We start from the raw sequence: 13,789 nt of genomic DNA, 5'->3' as shown, positions 1-13,789 counted from the left end.
ACTCACCCGTTCGCCACTAATCCACCCCGAAGGGCTTCATCGTTCGACTTGCATGTGTTAAGCACGCCGCCAGCGTTCGTCCTGAGCCAGGATCAAACTCTCCGTGAATGTTTACCGGTAATCCGGTTGACACACACGAGAGCGGTGCAAGAGGAGGAATGATCCTCTCGCACACAGCGTCCTCGCTGTGATTTTTCAAAGGAACCTCGTCCCAGCCGATCGGCCGGAGACGGGGTATCAACATATCTGGCGTTGATTTTTGGCACGCTGTTGAGTTCTCAAGGAACGGACGCTTCCTTTGTACTCACCCTCTCGGGCTTTCCTCCGGGCTTTTTCCCTTCGGTCTTGCGTTTCCGACTCTATCAGACCGTTTCGCGATCCGATTTCCTCGGTGCTTTCCAGGTTCCCGCTCTCGCGTTTCCCTTTCCGGCGACTCCGACTTTATCAGAGATTCTGAGTCGGAATTCCCGCCCCGCTCGGGGACTGGTTCCGGCGCACAAGGCGTCCGGGTTCCCGTTCAGGCGGAGACGTAAACGTACTGGAGCGGGGCGCCCCGATGCAAATCGAGGCGCCCCGCTCCAGGTCCACTTGGACGAAGGGTCGTCCGGGTGTCAGACCTCCACCACGACCGGGAGGATCATCGGCCTGCGGCGATAGGTGTCCGAGACCCACTTGCCCAGGGTCCTGCGGATGAGCTGCTGAAGCTGGTGAGGCTCCACCACACCGTCCTGGGCCGAGCGTTCCAGCACCTCGGTGATCTTCGGCATCACCCCGCCGAACGCCGCGTCCTCGATGCCCGAACCGCGGGCCTGGATGTGCGGACCGCCGGTGATCTTGCCCGTCGACGAGTCGACGACCACGAAGACGGAGATGATGCCCTCGTCGCCGAGGATCTTGCGGTCCTTCAGGGCCGGCTCGCCCACGTCACCGACCGAGAGGCCGTCCACGTAGACGTATCCCGCCTGGACCTTGCCGGAGATCTTCGCCTTGCCCTCGACGAGGTCGACGGCGACGCCGTCCTCGGCGATCACGATCCGGTCGTGCGGGACACCGGTCAGGGCGCCCAGCTCGGCGTTGGCCCGCAGGTGGCGCCACTCGCCGTGCACCGGCATCAGGTTCTTCGGACGGCAGATGTTGTAGAAGTACAGGAGCTCGCCCGCGGACGCGTGACCCGAGACGTGCACCTTGGCGTTGCCCTTGTGGACGACGTTCGCGCCCCAGCGGGTCAGACCGTTGATCACGCGGTAGACCGCGTTCTCGTTGCCGGGGATCAGCGACGAGGCCAGGATCACCGTGTCGCCGTCGACGATCCGGATCTGGTGGTCGCGGTTGGCCATGCGGGACAGGGCAGCCATCGGCTCGCCCTGGGAGCCCGTGCAGACCAGGACCACCTCGTGGTCCGGGAGGTCGTCGAGCGTCTTGACGTCCACGACCAGGCCCGGCGGGACCTTCAGATAGCCCAGGTCACGGGCGATGCCCATGTTGCGCACCATGGAACGGCCGACGAAGGCGACCCGGCGGCCGTACTCGTGCGCCGCGTCCAGGATCTGCTGGATGCGGTGCACATGACTGGCGAAGCTCGCCACGATGATCCGCTTGCGCGCGCTCGCAAAGACCTGGCGCAGCACGTTGGAGATGTCGCGCTCGGGCGGGACGAAGCCCGGGACCTCGGCGTTCGTCGAGTCGGCGAGCAGAAGGTCGATGCCCTCCTCGCTCAGCCGGGCGAACGCGTGCAGGTCCGTCAGCCGGTTGTCCAGCGGAAGCTGGTCCATCTTGAAGTCGCCCGTGTGGACCACCATGCCGGCGGGGGTCCGGATGGCGACCGCGAGGGCGTCCGGGATGGAGTGGTTTACCGCGACGAACTCGCAGTCGAAGGGGCCGATGCGCTCACGGTGCCCCTCCGCCACCTCCAGGGTGTACGGGCGGATGCGGTGCTCCTGGAGCTTCGCCTCGATGAGGGCGAGGGTCAGCTTGGAGCCGATCAGCGGGATGTCCGGCTTCTCCCTGAGGAGGTAGGGGACACCACCGATGTGGTCCTCGTGGCCGTGCGTGAGGACGATGCCCTCGATGTCGTCGAGGCGGTCCCGGATCGACGAGAAGTCCGGCAGGATCAGGTCGATTCCGGGCTGCTCCTCCTCGGGGAAGAGCACTCCGCAGTCGACGATCAGCAGGCGGCCGCCGTACTCGAAGACCGTCATGTTGCGGCCGATCTCACCGAGACCGCCGAGCGGGGTGACCCGCAGGCCGCCTTCAGGCAGCGGCGGGGGCGCACCGAGTTCAGGATGCGGATGACTCAAAAGACTCTCCTCACCACACGCGCCACGTACCGGTAGGGCACGTGGCGCGCATGACGTTCGTGCAGAAGCAGTTGTCATTGTGGGGCGCAGGCGCCGGTGGCCCGCTTATTCAGTTGTGAAGTCTCGTGGTGCCAAGTCTGTTGTCAGAGCTGTACCCCGCCCGCGGCAAGATCGATCTTGAGCTGGGCAATCTCGTCCGCCGTGAGCTCCACCATGGGCAGGCGCAGGGGTCCGCCGGGCAGGCCCTGGAGGGCGAGCGCAGCCTTGGTGGTCATGACGCCCTGGGTGCGGAACATGCCCGTGAAGACCGGGAGCAGCCGCTGGTGGATCTCCGTGGCCTTGTGGACGTCGCCCGCGAGGTAGGCCTCGACCAGGGCGCGCAGTTCCGGTGTCACCACATGGCCGACGACCGACACGAAGCCGACCGCTCCCACGGAGAGCAGGGGCAGGTTCAGCATGTCGTCGCCGGAGTACCAGGCCAGGCCCGACTGGGCGATGGCCCAGCTGGCGCGGCCGAGGTCGCCCTTGGCGTCCTTGTTGGCCACGATCCGCGGGTGCTCGGCGAGGCGGACCAGCGTCTCGGTGTTGATCGGGACGCCGCTGCGGCCGGGGATGTCGTAGAGCATGACCGGCAGCCCGGTGGCGTCGGCGACGGCCGTGAAGTGCCGGTACAGGCCCTCCTGCGGGGGCTTGTTGTAGTACGGCGTGACGACGAGGAGGCCGTGCGCGCCGGCCCGCTCGGCGGCGCGGGCGAGTTCGATGCTGTGGTGCGTGTCGTTGGTGCCGACGCCGGCCACGACGTGGGCCCGGTCGCCGACCGCATCGAGCACGGCTCGTACGAGATCCGATTTCTCCGCGTCGCTCGTGGTGGGCGACTCACCGGTGGTGCCGTTGACGATCAGGCCGTCGTTGCCTGCGTCCACCAGATGGGTGGCGAGCCGCTGAGCGCCGTCGAGGTCGAGTGCGCCGTCCGCCGTGAAGGGCGTGACCATGGCGGTGAGGACCCGCCCGAAGGGGGTCTGCGGAGTGGAGGTCGGAGCCATGGGTAACACGCTACTCGCTGCTCACCGCGTGGTCTGCCCACGAGGTGCGGGGAAAGTCCGGACAAATGCGGAACCCGGCACTGCCTGCTCGGGGGTTCAAGCAGTGCCGGGTCCGTTTGATCAGGCTAGATGAACTTCTCTAAATGCCGCAATACGGACACTTCACACGGCTGACCCGTACATGTGTACTCGGCGCGGGGACGCGGTGCCGCTACGGCGCGACGCGGCCGTTGGCGTTGAAGGCCGCGTAGGTGAGCGGCATGAGCTCGGCCCACGCCGCCTCCATCTTCTCGCCGACCATCTCGATCTCCCGTTGCGGGAAGGACGGCACCTTGGCCAGCTCGTGCTGGGTGCGCAGACCGAGGAAGTGCATCAGCGAGCGGGCGTTGCAGGTGGCGTACATCGAGGAGAACAGGCCGACGGGAAGGACGGCACGGGCCACCTCGCGGGCGACACCGGCGGCGAGCATCTCCTGGTACTGCTCGTACGCCTGGATGTAGGACTGCTGCATCGAGCGCTCGACGAGCTCCTGCTGCGCCTCGGTGCCCGCCACGAACTCGTACTTGCCCGGACGGCCCTGCTGGACGAGCTTGCGGTCCTCGCCGGGGACGTAGAAGACGGGCTGGAGCTCGCGGTAGCGCCCGGACTCCTCGTTGTACGACCAGCCCACCCGATGGCGCATGAACTCGCGGAAGACGAAGATCGGGGCGCTGATGAAGAAGGTCATCGAGTTGTGCTCGAAGGGGCTGCCGTGCCGGTCCCGCATCAGGTAGTTGATCAGGCCCTTGGAGCGCTCCGGGTCCTTGGTGAGCTCTTCCAGGGACTGCTCGCCGGCGGTGGAGACACGGGCGGCCCACAGGACGTCCGAGTCGGCCGCGCTGTGCTTGACCAGCTCGACGGTGACATCGCTGCGGAAGCTGGGCTTGAGGTCGTCGGCGGGGGTGTCGGTCACGGCTCGGCGGATCCTTCCATCACTTCACTCGGGCGGCGCCCACTCTACGGCCCGGCACTGACATCGGGCGTTCGGTGCCGGGCCGCGACATCTTCGGTGAACTTCTGTCAATTCGGTGAAACCGGGCACCTTAGGGGACACTCGCTCGTCTGTATGGAAAACAGTCGTGTTTTCGATCCGTATCGTCCCGAGATCGTCCCCAGAGGAGAAGCAGCAGCTATGTCCCGACGGCGTGAACCCGTCCCGTTCGACTTCCTCGCCGAAGCCGACAGGTTCCGCAGCAATGTCGCTCCCCCGCCCGGTGAGCGGGCGTCCGCCGGCCAGATAGCCGGGCGCTGGCTGCTGGGCCTCACGGTCGTCGCCGGGCTCGTGGGCGCCCTGCTGATCGGCATGCCCGCGCTGACCCTCGACCATTCCACGACGGGCACCCAGCGGTCCCAGGCGTCCGAGGGGCGCTGACCCTCCGCCCCAGGGCGTGGCGGCACGCCCTTGGCCCCCCGAGGGTGGTGAGCGGACAGGCAGGCGGATAGCCTCACCGGGCACAGCCCATGCATGGAATGAGTGAGGACCAGCCGTGCCCCTGCCCTTCCTGACGGCCGACCGCACCTTCGAGGCGCCCGACGACAGCACGCTGCCGTACGACGACCGCGACCGCTGGCGGCGGCCCTACCGGCCCGGCCCGTGGCGCGTGGGGGCGGCGGCGCTGTGCCTGCTGCTCGCCTCGTACGTGCTGTTCGCGGCGGTCATCATCGCCCTGACCGACTCACCGTCCGCCGCCTCCGCCGTGTTCGGCCTGGCGCTGCTGATCATCGCCTCGTCACTGCGGATGCTGCGCGTCGGCGTGTGGGTGAGCGCCGCCGGGCTGCGGCACGTGAGCTTCCTCGCCACGCGCACGGTTCCCTGGAAGCGGGTCATCGCCGTGCGCACGGTGCAGCAGCCGGTGCGCTGGCTCGGACTGCCCCGGACCGTGCAGGGACAGGCCCTGGTCCTCCTCCGCAAGGATCGTGCGGCGCAGGACGTGGCGCCGCTGCTCACCACGCACAACGCGGACTTCCTGGCGCGTACCGAGGCGTTCGACCGGGCCGCGGACACCATCGAGGTGTGGGCCGACGAGTACGGCCGCCGCGGCTGAGCCCGCTGTCGCGGCCGCGGTCGCGACCCGTCGCGGTGGTCCTGCGCGGACCACCGCGATTTTTCGTTCCGGGCGCCCGGCTGCGGCTAGCCGCGCAGTGCGATCGCGCGTTGCATCGCCTTGCGGGCCCGTGGGGTGTCGCGGGCGTCGTGGTAGGCGACGGCGAGCCGGAACCAGCTGCGCCAGTCGTCGGGGGCGGCCTCCGTCTCGGCCTTGCGCCGGGCGAAGACCTCGTCGGCCGAGTCCCGGTCGATGCGGCCGTCCGGGGTGCGCCTGAGTTCGTCGACGGGCAGACCGCCCTCGGCGTCGAGTTCGGCGGCGAGCCGGTTGGCCCTTCGGACGAACTGGGTGTTCTTCCACAGGAACCACAGACCGATGACGGGCAGGATCAGGACCGCCACGCCGAAGGTGACGGTCAGGAGCGTGCCCGACTGGATGAGCATGACGCCGCGGCTGCCGACCAGGACGAAGTAGAAGACCAGGACGGCGGCCGTGACGGCGTAGGTGAGCTTCGCGCGCATGATGTCGTCGGCGTCCGTGCTCAGCCGAGGTCCAGGAAGTGTTCCAGGCCGAAGGTGAGGCCCGGAGTGGTCACGACGCGGCGCACGCCCAGCAGGATGCCCGGCATGAAGCTGCTGTGGTGCAGGGAGTCGTGGCGGACCGTGAGGGTCTCGCCCTCGCCGCCGAGCAGGACCTCCTGGTGGGCCAGCAGACCACGCAGTCGGACCGAGTGCACCGGCACCCCGTCGACGTCGGCGCCGCGGGCGCCGTCCAGCGCCGTGGCGGTGGCGTCCGGGGCCGGGGCGGAGCCGGCCTTGGCCCGCGCCTCCGCGATGAGCTGCGCGGTGCGGGCGGCGGTGCCGGACGGCGCGTCCACCTTGTTCGGGTGGTGCAGCTCGATCACCTCGACCGACTCGAAGTACGGCGCGGCGATCTGCGCGAACTTCATGGTCAGGACGGCGCCGATGGAGAAGTTCGGCGCGATGAGCACGCCGGTCGCGGGCGACTCGGCCAGCCAGCCGTTCAGCAGGGCGAGGCGGTCGTCGTTCCAGCCGGTCGTGCCGACCACGGCGTGGATGCCGTGGTGGACGCAGAAGTCGAGGTTGTCCATCACCGAGTCGGGGGTGGTCAGCTCGACCACGGCCTGGGCGCCGGTCTCCGTCAGCGTCTCCAGCCGGTCGCCCCGGCCGAGGGCGGCGACCAGCTCCAGGTCCTCGGCGGCCTCGATCGCCCGTACCGCCTCGGAGCCGATGCGGCCCTTGGCACCGAGGACCGCCACGCGCAGCTTGCTCATCTGTCTTGCTTCCTTAACCGAAGGGGATGGGGCGGACCGAGGGGATCAGGCGACGGCGTCGTTCAGCCGTGCGGCCTGCTTGTCCTTGAGCGGGCCGATGACCGACAGCGACGGGCGCCGTCCCAGGATCTCGCGGGCGACCGAACGGACGTCGTCCGGGGTCACGGCCGCTATCCGGGCCAGCATGTCGTCGACGGACATCTGCTCGCCCCAGCACAGTTCGCTCTTGCCGATACGGTTCATCAGCGCGCCCGTGTCCTCCAGGCCGAGGACCGTGGAGCCCTGGAGCTGGCCGACCGCGCGGCCGATCTCCTCGTCGGACAGGCCGTGCTCGGCGACGTGGTCGAGTTCGTCGCGGCAGATCTTCAGCACGTCGTGCACCTGGCTCGGGCGGCAGCCCGCGTACACGCCGAACAGGCCGCAGTCGGCGAAGCCCGAGGTGTACGAGTACACGCTGTAGGCCAGGCCGCGCTTCTCGCGGACCTCCTGGAAGAGCCGGGAGGACATGCCGCCGCCCAGCGCGGTGTTCAGCACGCCGAGGGCCCAGCGGCGGTCGTCGGTGCGGGCCAGGCCCGGCATGCCGAGGACGACGTGCGCCTGCTCGGTCTTGCGGCCGAGCAGTTCGACGCGGCCCGCGGTGCGGATGGTGCGCCGGCCGTCGCGGGGGGCGATGGGGGCGGCGTCCTCGTTGCGGAAGGCGCCCGCCTTCTCGAACGCGGCGCGCACCTGTCGTACGACCTTGTTGTGGTCGATGTTGCCCGCGGCCGCGACCACCAGGTGGGTCGGGTCGTAGTGCTTCTTGTAGAAGCGGCGGATGCGGTCGGCGGTCAGGGCGTTGACCGTGTCGACCGTGCCGAGGACCGGGCGGCCGAGGGGGTTGTCGCCGAACATCGTGTGCGCGAACAGGTCGTGCACGCAGTCGCCCGGGTCGTCCTCGGTCATCGCGATCTCTTCGAGGATCGCGCCGCGCTCGATGTTGACGTCGTCCTCGAGGATGAGGGAGCCGGTCAGCATGTCGCAGACGACGTCGATCGCCAGGGGCAGATCGGTGTCGAGCACGCGCGCGTAGTAGCACGTGTACTCCTTGGCCGTGAACGCGTTCATCTCGCCGCCGACCGCGTCGATGGCAGAGGAGATGTCCAGCGCGCTGCGGCGCGAGGTGCCCTTGAAGAGCAGGTGCTCCAGGTAGTGCGTGGCGCCGTTCAGGGTCGGGGTCTCGTCGCGGGAGCCGACGTGCGCCCAGATGCCGAAGGTCGCCGAGCGGACCGAGGGCAGGGTCTCGGTGACGATGCGCAGGCCGCCCGGGAGGGTGGTCTTGCGGACCGTGCCGATGCCGCCGGTGCCCTTGATGAGGGTTTGCGTACGGGCAACGGCCCGCGCCTCCGAAGAGGTGCGGGCCGTCGCCGTGGAGCTGCTCGACGTCACTGGTCGGTGTCGTCCTTCGTCTCGTCGTCGCCTTCGCCCTCGATCACGGGGATGAGGGAGAGCTTGCCGCGGGAGTCGATCTCGGCGATCTCGACCTGGACCTTCTGGCCCACGCCGACGACGTCCTCGACGTTCTCCACGCGCTTGCCGCCGGCGAGCTTGCGGATCTGCGAGATGTGCAGCAGACCGTCCTTGCCCGGGAGCAGCGAGACGAACGCGCCGAAGGTGGTGGTCTTGACGACCGTACCCAGGTAGCGCTCGCCGACCTCCGGCATGGTCGGGTTGGCGATGCCGTTGATCGTGGCGCGGGCGGCCTCGGCGGCCGGGCCGTCGGCGGCACCGATGTAGATGGTGCCGTCGTCCTCGATCGTGATCTCGGCGCCGGTGTCCTCCTGGATCTGGTTGATCATCTTGCCCTTGGGGCCGATGACCTCGCCGATCTTGTCCACGGGGATCTTGACGGTGATGATCCGCGGGGCGTTCGGGGACATCTCGTCCGGCGTGTCGATCGCTTCCATCATCACGTCGAGGATGTGGAGGCGGGCGTCGCGGGCCTGCTTGAGGGCCGCGGCCAGGACGGAGGCCGGGATGCCGTCCAGCTTGGTGTCGAGCTGGAGGGCGGTCACGAACTCCTTGGTGCCGGCGACCTTGAAGTCCATGTCGCCGAAGGCGTCCTCCGCACCGAGGATGTCGGTGAGGGCGACGTAGTGCGTCTCGCCGTTGATCTCCTGGGAGATCAGACCCATGGCGATACCGGCGACCGGGGCCTTCAGCGGCACACCGGCGTTGAGCAGCGACATGGTGGAGGCGCAGACCGAGCCCATGGACGTCGAGCCGTTGGAGCCGAGGGCCTCGGACACCTGACGGATCGCGTACGGGAACTCCTCGCGCGTCGGAAGCACCGGCACGATGGCGCGCTCGGCGAGAGCGCCATGGCCGATCTCGCGGCGCTTCGGGGAGCCGACGCGGCCGGTCTCGCCGACGGAGTACGGCGGGAAGTTGTAGTTGTGCATGTAGCGCTTGCGGGTCACCGGGGAAAGGGTGTCCAGCTGCTGCTCCATGCGGAGCATGTTGAGGGTGGTGACGCCCAGGATCTGGGTCTCGCCACGCTCGAACAGCGCCGAGCCGTGCACGCGCGGGATGGCCTCGACCTCGGCGGCGAGCGTACGGATGTCCGTGACGCCGCGGCCGTCGATGCGCTTCTTCTCCTTGATGACGCGCTCACGGACCAGGGACTTGGTCAGCGAGCGGTACGCGGCGGAGATCTCCTTCTCGCGACCCTCGAACTCCGGCAGGAGCTTCTCGGCGGCGAGCGTCTTGACGCGGTCCAGCTCGGCCTCGCGCTCCTGCTTGCCTGCGATGGTCAGCGCGGAGGCCAGCTCCGGGCGGACAGCGGCGGACAGCGCCTCCAGGACGTCGTCCTGGTAGTCGAGGAAGACCGGGAACTCACCGGTCGGCTTGGCGGCCTTCGCGGCGAGGTCGGCCTGGGCCTTGCACAGCACCTTGATGAAGGGCTTCGCGGCGTCCAGACCGGAGGCGACGACCTCCTCGGTCGGCGCCTCGGCGCCGCCCGCGACCAGCTGGATGGTCTTATCGGTGGCCTCGGCCTCGACCATCATGATCGCGACGTCGCCGTCCTCCAGGACGCGACCGGCGACGACCATGTCGAAGACGGCGTCCTCGAGCTCGGTGTGCGTCGGGAACGCGACCCACTGGCCGTTGATCAGCGCGACGCGGACGCCGCCGATCGGGCCGGAGAAGGGCAGGCCGGCCAGCTGCGTGGACGCGGACGCAGCGTTGATCGCCACGACGTCGTACAGGTGATCGGGGTTGAGCGCCATGATCGTGGCGACGACCTGGATCTCGTTGCGCAGGCCCTTCTTGAAGGACGGGCGCAGCGGGCGGTCGATGAGGCGGCAGGTGAGGATGGCGTCCTCGGAGGGACGGCCCTCACGGCGGAAGAAGCTGCCGGGGATCTTGCCGGCGGCGTACATCCGCTCCTCGACGTCCACCGTCAGGGGGAAGAAGTCGAGCTGGTCCTTGGGGTTCTTGGAGGCGGTGGTGGCCGACAGCACCATGGTGTCGTCGTCCAGGTACGCCACTGCGGAGCCGGCGGCCTGCTTGGCCAGGCGGCCCGTCTCGAAGCGGATGGTGCGGGTGCCGAAGGCGCCATTGTCGATGACGGCCTCGGCGTAGTGGGTCTCGTTCTCCACTAGCGTTTTCTCCTCGTCTTCGTCCCTCCTCGCCCGTGTGGCGGGGGGACGGTGGCGGAGAAGCGCTCCGTGCGGTGCGGGCCGGTCTTCGATCGAAGCACCCGGGGCTCGCTTCCCCCCGGGCGCCACTACCGAGGACCGGCGGCGGCGAGGTGCGCTTCTCCTCGTTCGGTGTGTGTGATCAGGCGATACCCGGTACGGGTAGGGCCTATCACACGGTGTCGTACGTATTGCGTTGTGCTACCACACTACAAAGCGCCAGCGACACTCCGCACGTTTCCGCACGTACGGCAAAGGGGAGCGGTCCCGAGCATTTCGGGAACCGCTCCCCTCATGGCGTCTTACTTGGCGCCCGCAGCACCACGGCGGATGCCGAGGCGGTCGACCAGCGCACGGAAGCGCTGGATGTCCTTCTTGGCCAGGTACTGAAGCAGGCGGCGACGCTGACCGACCAGGATCAGCAGACCACGACGGGAGTGGTGGTCGTGCTTGTGGGCCTTGAGGTGCTCGGTCAGGTCCGAGATCCGGCGGGACAGCATGGCGACCTGGACCTCGGGGGAGCCGGTGTCGCCCTCCTTGGTACCGAACTCGCTGATGATCTGCTTCTTCGTAGCGGCGTCGAGCGACACGCTTACTCCTCGTAGTCTCTGAGTAGCCACCGAGTGCCCCTGGTCCACTTCTCAGGGGAGCTTCCGTAACTCGGGAGGCGGGGATCCGCTGGGCGCGGCCTTCAGAGCGATGCTCCGCGGGCGCGTACACAAACGGCCGTCGTCCAGAGTACCAGCAGTACAGGGCCCGCTCGGCCGGGGTCCCCGAACCTCCCGGTCGGCGGCCCGGCGGCCACTAGGGTGAACGCCGGGATCATCCGCACGTCGGGAAGGGGTCGCTTGGCCATGGCGGAGGAACTGAGCGAGGACGTCAGGGCGCGCAAGGAGCGGGAGCGGGACGAGCTCTACGCGCTCGACATCTCGGACGTCGAGTGGCTCGGCGCACCGGGCACCGAGGAGCACGAGGAGCGGGTCGAGATCGCCTACCTCCCGGCCGGTGCGGTGGCCATGCGGTCGTCCCTCGACCCCGGCACGGTGCTGCGGTACACGGAGGCGGAGTGGCGGGCCTTCGTGCTCGGTGCGCGGGACGGCGAGTTCGACCTGGAGCCGGCGCCGCACACCGGCGGTCCGGACGGTGGTTCCGACGGCGGTCCCGACGTGGCGTGAGCGGGCCGTCGGCGTGACGGCCGACGCGACAGTACAGAGGAATACGGGGAAGGGGCGGCGCGCACGGTTGCCGCCCCTTCCCCGTACCGGCGTCCGCGCCGGAGGCCCGCGTCCTCTTCTTCTGCCGCGTCCTTCTACCGCGTCCTTCTGCCGCGCTGGTCAATGCGCTTACGGGGTACGTCGATTGAGGGTCCCGATTCGGTCAACTCCCGCCATGCCCTGTCCCACTTGTTCATGAATGTCACGTGGTTCGTTCACCAATATGCGTGCTGTGTACGGCACTTCCGGGCAGGCTGTGACGCAGTGGACAGGCGCTCAGGGGCGGACGGGCCTGCCGGGGTGGGGCCTGCGGTGATTAGGCTGGGACAGGGCGCGATGCCAGAACCCGTGGACCGGGCATCGGCGTCCCAGGGGGAGAGCCGGTTGATCGGACGACCTCGAACGACTTCGGACGACGAGAAATGGTCGCCCCGGCACGGCATGAGGGTGCTCGACCACACCAGGAGGAACTGTGAGCAGCGATCGGGACGGGAACCGCGGGGGCTGGGCCACACCCGGCGATGACCAGCCCGACGTCGAGTCCGACATCGAGATGACGGGCGAGTTCACCCTCGACTACGCACCGCCCGCCTGGTACACGCAGAACGCGTCCGGGAGTTCGGGGTCGACGGCCGCCACGGGTTCGGGTGGCGGCGCCGACGGCAGCGCCGGTGGTACGACGGCCGGTGCCGGGGCGACCGCACCGGGGGCGCAGGGCGGTCCTGCCCCGCGGACCGGGCCCACGACGCCGGGAGCACCGGGAGTCGTGGGGAAGCCGTTCCCGTCGGGGCCCTCGGGGGCGCCGCTTCCGGGGCTCACGCCGCCCGCCCATGCCACGCAGGCGCCCGGGGCTCCCTTCGCGCCACCGCCGGCTCCCGCTCCCGGGGCGCCGTTCAGCGGGCCTCGGCCGCCCGTGCCGCCCACCGGCGGTCCGGTCGCCGTGCCGCGCCTTCCGGTCGGCAGCGGCTTCGAGCCCTCGGCTCCGCCGGTGCCCCCGGCGCCCGCCTCACCCCCGGCGGCCGTGACTCCCCCGGCCGCCGGCGCGTCGCCGACCGCCGTGCCGAACATTCCCGTGGGCGGGTTCAACAGCCCGTGGGGTACGGGTCCGGCAGCCGCGCCGTCGCCCACCCCTGAACCGCCGGCGGTTCCGACCGCGCCTGCCGTACCCGCCGCGCCCGTGGCGCCTGCCGCCCCGGTCGCCGAGGGCGGCGACACCTCCGGCAACGGTGACCTGGAGAGCGGCGCCACCATGCGGTTCTCCGCTGTCGCGCTGAAGCGGGAGATCGCGGAGCGGGCCGCCGAGGCTGCGGCCGAGGAGCAGGAGCAGGCGCAGGGACAAGAGCAGGAGCAGGCGGCGCAGGACGCGGATGCCGAGAACCCCGCCGCGGACGGGTCCTTGCCGTCCACGGACCCGGACCCGGAGCCGGTCTCCGAGGCCGAGGTCCAGGCCGAGGCCGAGCCGGAGACCGATGAGGTGGCCGGTGAGGTCGCCGACGCCCAGGAGTCGGCGGACGCCGAGGACGTGTCCGTCGAGGAGGACGTCGAGGGCGAGACCCGGACGCCTTCGGACGACGCCGAGCCCGAGGAGGCGGCGGCCGAGGTCGCCGAGGAGAACGGTGACGCGGTGTCCCCGGACGGCGCCGCCGTCGCTGCGGAGAGCGACACCGACACCGAAGCGGACACCGCCGAACCCACGGACGCCGATGTCGTGGACGCGGATGTCGTGGACGCGGATGTCGTGAACACCGACGCCGGACCCGTGGACGCCGCGCCCTCGGACGTCGAACCCGTTGACGCCGCACCCTCGGACGCCATGCCCTCGGACGTCGAACCCGTGGACGTCGAGCCCTCGGGCGCCGTTCCCTCCGACGCCGTGGCCGACGAGCCGCAGGACGCCGTTCCGGGACCGGCCGACGCGCCGCAGGACGCTCCGCCCGCCTGGGCGCCCCCGCCCGCGCCGCAGGGCGGGCTGCCCCCGCTGCCGCCGACGTACCAGCCCGCGGCCCCGGCCGCCGCTGCCCAGTGGCCCGCGCAGCCCCCGGCGCAGCCCGAGCCGCCTCGGCCGGCTGCTCCGACGGCCCAGCCGTCCTTCCAGCCGCAGGCGCCCGAGCCCGCGCCCGCCGCCTGGAGCACGCCTGCCCCGCAGAGTGGCTACGGCTTCCCGCAGCAGGGCGAGGCCC

Annotated in this window: 12 protein-coding genes, 1 rRNA gene and 2 pseudogenes; 5 read left to right on the top strand and 10 right to left on the bottom strand. The window is 69.8% G+C overall.

Going from position 1 to position 13,789, the window contains the following annotated elements; genetic code table 11:
- From FNH09_RS37455 to thyX, 4 genes are all read right to left on the bottom strand, one after another.
- Positions 1–108: ribosomal RNA gene (locus tag FNH09_RS37455) — 16S ribosomal RNA — on the bottom strand; the annotation flags it as partial.
- A 503-nt stretch (positions 109–611) separates the two neighbouring features.
- The gene (locus FNH09_RS37445) at positions 612–2,297 is read right to left on the bottom strand and encodes a ribonuclease J (protein WP_152894333.1); all 1,686 of its coding nucleotides are present in this window, start codon (positions 2,295–2,297) and stop codon (positions 612–614) included.
- A 143-nt stretch (positions 2,298–2,440) separates the two neighbouring features.
- A complete protein-coding gene (gene dapA / locus FNH09_RS37440) occupies positions 2,441–3,340 on the bottom strand; it encodes a 4-hydroxy-tetrahydrodipicolinate synthase (protein WP_152894332.1) in 900 nt (299 codons plus the stop codon).
- A gap of 211 nt (positions 3,341–3,551) precedes the next feature.
- Complete coding sequence (gene thyX / locus FNH09_RS37435; RefSeq protein ID WP_162469695.1) at positions 3,552–4,292, bottom strand: FAD-dependent thymidylate synthase; 741 nt, start codon at positions 4,290–4,292, stop codon at positions 3,552–3,554.
- Positions 4,293–4,511: 219 nt separating this feature from the next.
- Between thyX and FNH09_RS37430 the strand changes: the two genes are divergently transcribed.
- Both FNH09_RS37430 and FNH09_RS37425 read left to right on the top strand, forming a co-directional pair.
- A complete protein-coding gene (locus tag FNH09_RS37430; protein WP_152894331.1) occupies positions 4,512–4,751 on the top strand; it encodes a hypothetical protein in 240 nt (79 codons plus the stop codon).
- A 115-nt stretch (positions 4,752–4,866) separates the two neighbouring features.
- Positions 4,867–5,424, top strand: coding sequence for a PH domain-containing protein (locus FNH09_RS37425; protein ID WP_162469694.1), 558 nt, complete (start codon positions 4,867–4,869; stop codon positions 5,422–5,424).
- Between the two features lie 86 nt (positions 5,425–5,510).
- On the opposite strand, the gene FNH09_RS37420 is transcribed toward FNH09_RS37425, so the two are convergent.
- From FNH09_RS37420 to rpsO, 5 genes are all read right to left on the bottom strand, one after another.
- Positions 5,511–5,945 carry a tetratricopeptide repeat protein gene (locus FNH09_RS37420; protein WP_152894330.1) on the bottom strand — a complete coding sequence of 145 codons (435 nt, stop codon included), beginning with the start codon at positions 5,943–5,945 and terminating at the stop codon, positions 5,511–5,513.
- 20 nt (positions 5,946–5,965) lie between these two features.
- Positions 5,966–6,718: a 4-hydroxy-tetrahydrodipicolinate reductase gene (gene dapB / locus FNH09_RS37415; RefSeq protein ID WP_152894329.1), complete on the bottom strand. Its 753-nt coding sequence runs from the start codon at positions 6,716–6,718 to the stop codon at positions 5,966–5,968.
- Between the two features lie 45 nt (positions 6,719–6,763).
- Positions 6,764–8,143: an insulinase family protein gene (locus FNH09_RS37410; protein WP_162469693.1), complete on the bottom strand. Its 1,380-nt coding sequence runs from the start codon at positions 8,141–8,143 to the stop codon at positions 6,764–6,766.
- Positions 8,140–10,356 carry a polyribonucleotide nucleotidyltransferase gene (locus tag FNH09_RS37405; RefSeq protein ID WP_162469692.1) on the bottom strand — a complete coding sequence of 739 codons (2,217 nt, stop codon included), beginning with the start codon at positions 10,354–10,356 and terminating at the stop codon, positions 8,140–8,142. The genes FNH09_RS37410 and FNH09_RS37405 overlap by 4 nt, the downstream gene beginning before the upstream one ends.
- A gap of 341 nt (positions 10,357–10,697) precedes the next feature.
- Positions 10,698–10,985, bottom strand: coding sequence for a 30S ribosomal protein S15 (rpsO, locus tag FNH09_RS37400; protein WP_143640166.1), 288 nt, complete (start codon positions 10,983–10,985; stop codon positions 10,698–10,700).
- Between the two features lie 264 nt (positions 10,986–11,249).
- Here rpsO and FNH09_RS37395 point away from each other — a divergent pair, with 264 nt between their 5' ends.
- Both FNH09_RS37395 and FNH09_RS50340 read left to right on the top strand, forming a co-directional pair.
- Entirely contained in the window at positions 11,250–11,570 is a 321-nt protein-coding gene (locus FNH09_RS37395) for a DUF397 domain-containing protein (protein ID WP_152894328.1), read from the top strand.
- 511 nt (positions 11,571–12,081) lie between these two features.
- Positions 12,082–12,162: pseudogene (locus FNH09_RS50340) on the top strand (SCO5717 family growth-regulating ATPase); the annotation flags it as partial.
- Between the two features lie 23 nt (positions 12,163–12,185).
- Here the strand turns inward: FNH09_RS50340 and FNH09_RS46855 are convergent.
- Positions 12,186–12,695 carry a hypothetical protein gene (locus FNH09_RS46855; protein WP_156110850.1) on the bottom strand — a complete coding sequence of 170 codons (510 nt, stop codon included), beginning with the start codon at positions 12,693–12,695 and terminating at the stop codon, positions 12,186–12,188.
- A gap of 91 nt (positions 12,696–12,786) precedes the next feature.
- Between FNH09_RS46855 and FNH09_RS37375 the strand changes: the two are divergent.
- Positions 12,787–13,789: pseudogene (locus FNH09_RS37375) on the top strand (topoisomerase II); the annotation flags it as partial.

This window comes from Streptomyces adustus, from assembly GCF_009377175.1.
In the GTDB taxonomy this organism is placed as follows: domain Bacteria; phylum Actinomycetota; class Actinomycetes; order Streptomycetales; family Streptomycetaceae; genus Streptomyces; species Streptomyces adustus.
The sequence above is the reverse complement of the archived record's forward strand: the minus strand, read 5'-3'. Positions and strand labels throughout refer to the sequence as shown.

Bases quoted from the DNA above. Each gene is read 5' to 3' on its own strand.
- dapA (WP_152894332.1), bottom strand. From the start codon at position 3,340: ATGGCTCCGACCTCCACTCCGCAGACCCCCTTCGGGCGGGTCCTCACC.
- FNH09_RS37430 (WP_152894331.1), top strand. From the start codon at position 4,512: ATGTCCCGACGGCGTGAACCCGTCCCGTTCGACTTCCTCGCCGAAGCC.
- FNH09_RS37420 (WP_152894330.1), bottom strand. From the start codon at position 5,945: ATGCGCGCGAAGCTCACCTACGCCGTCACGGCCGCCGTCCTGGTCTTC.
- dapB (WP_152894329.1), bottom strand. From the start codon at position 6,718: ATGAGCAAGCTGCGCGTGGCGGTCCTCGGTGCCAAGGGCCGCATCGGC.
- FNH09_RS37395 (WP_152894328.1), top strand. From the start codon at position 11,250: ATGGCGGAGGAACTGAGCGAGGACGTCAGGGCGCGCAAGGAGCGGGAG.